This is a genomic window from Pseudoglutamicibacter cumminsii, from assembly GCF_003143995.1.
In the GTDB taxonomy this organism is placed as follows: Bacteria; Actinomycetota; Actinomycetes; order Actinomycetales; family Micrococcaceae; genus Pseudoglutamicibacter; species Pseudoglutamicibacter cumminsii_B.
Genome location: NZ_QFWG01000025.1, coordinates 1 through 932, shown reverse-complemented (window position 1 = coordinate 932; position 932 = coordinate 1). Strand labels below are relative to the sequence as shown.

At 60.4% G+C, this 932-nt stretch carries 1 pseudogene; it reads right to left on the bottom strand.

Annotated elements, in window-relative coordinates:
• Positions 1 to 932 (bottom strand): annotated as a pseudogene (locus CAY35_RS09425) (IS3 family transposase); the annotation flags it as partial.

Below are 932 nucleotides of genomic sequence, written 5' to 3'. Positions count from 1 at the left end.
GGCCCCGACTTCGCTGGCCCGCGCACCAACTCGGCCTTGTCGTAGCCGTTCACCGTCTCAGCGAGAGCATTGTCATAGCTGTCGCCAACGGTCCCGATCGAGGGCGTCGCCCTGATCTCGGCAAGACGCTCACCGTAACGAATGGACGTGAATTGACTGCCCTCATCGCTATGGCAGCGCAGGTCTGGGAGGTGCCTGCCGCGTGACCAGCAAGGCCATCTCGATCGCGTCGAGCACCGTCTCGGTCTTCATGCTCGATGCACATCGCCAACCCACAATCATGCGGCTGAACGCGTCGATGATGAAGCAGACGTAAGCGACGCCCTGCCAGGTGGGCACGAACGTCAGATCTGTCACCCACAACTGGTTTGGCGCATCCGCCCTGAATACCCGGTTCACGAGGTCGGGATGCCTCGGCATCCTCGGGTCAGACTTCGTGGTCTTGACCCGTTTCTCGCGCCGCACCCCTTCAATCTGAAGGATTTTCATCAGTCTCGCGACTTGGTCACGACCGATATCGATACCCGATCGCTGGGCTGCTTTCCAGCGCTTACGCACCCCATAGACCGAGTAGTTTGATTCCCAAAGCTCGAGTAGCCGCGGCACTACCTCCGCGTCCCTGATCTGCCGGGCTGATACCGGCCTGCCGTTCGCGGCGTAATACGTAGACGGGGCCACCTGCAGCACGCTGCAGATGCGCTCGCCCCCGACCCTTCGGCCGGCCACGATATCGTCCTTATTCGCGTTAATGAATCGCACTAGCTCCGGTGTTGGCGGTCCAGCTCCGCCCCGAAGAAAGACGCGGCACGTTTCAAGATTTCATTCGCGCGCTTGAGTTCACGCACCTCTTGTTCAAGTTCTCGCATACGTGTCTGCTCGTCGGTCCTCACCCCAGCTTTCACACCGTCATCGATGTCAGCTTGAGGCACCCA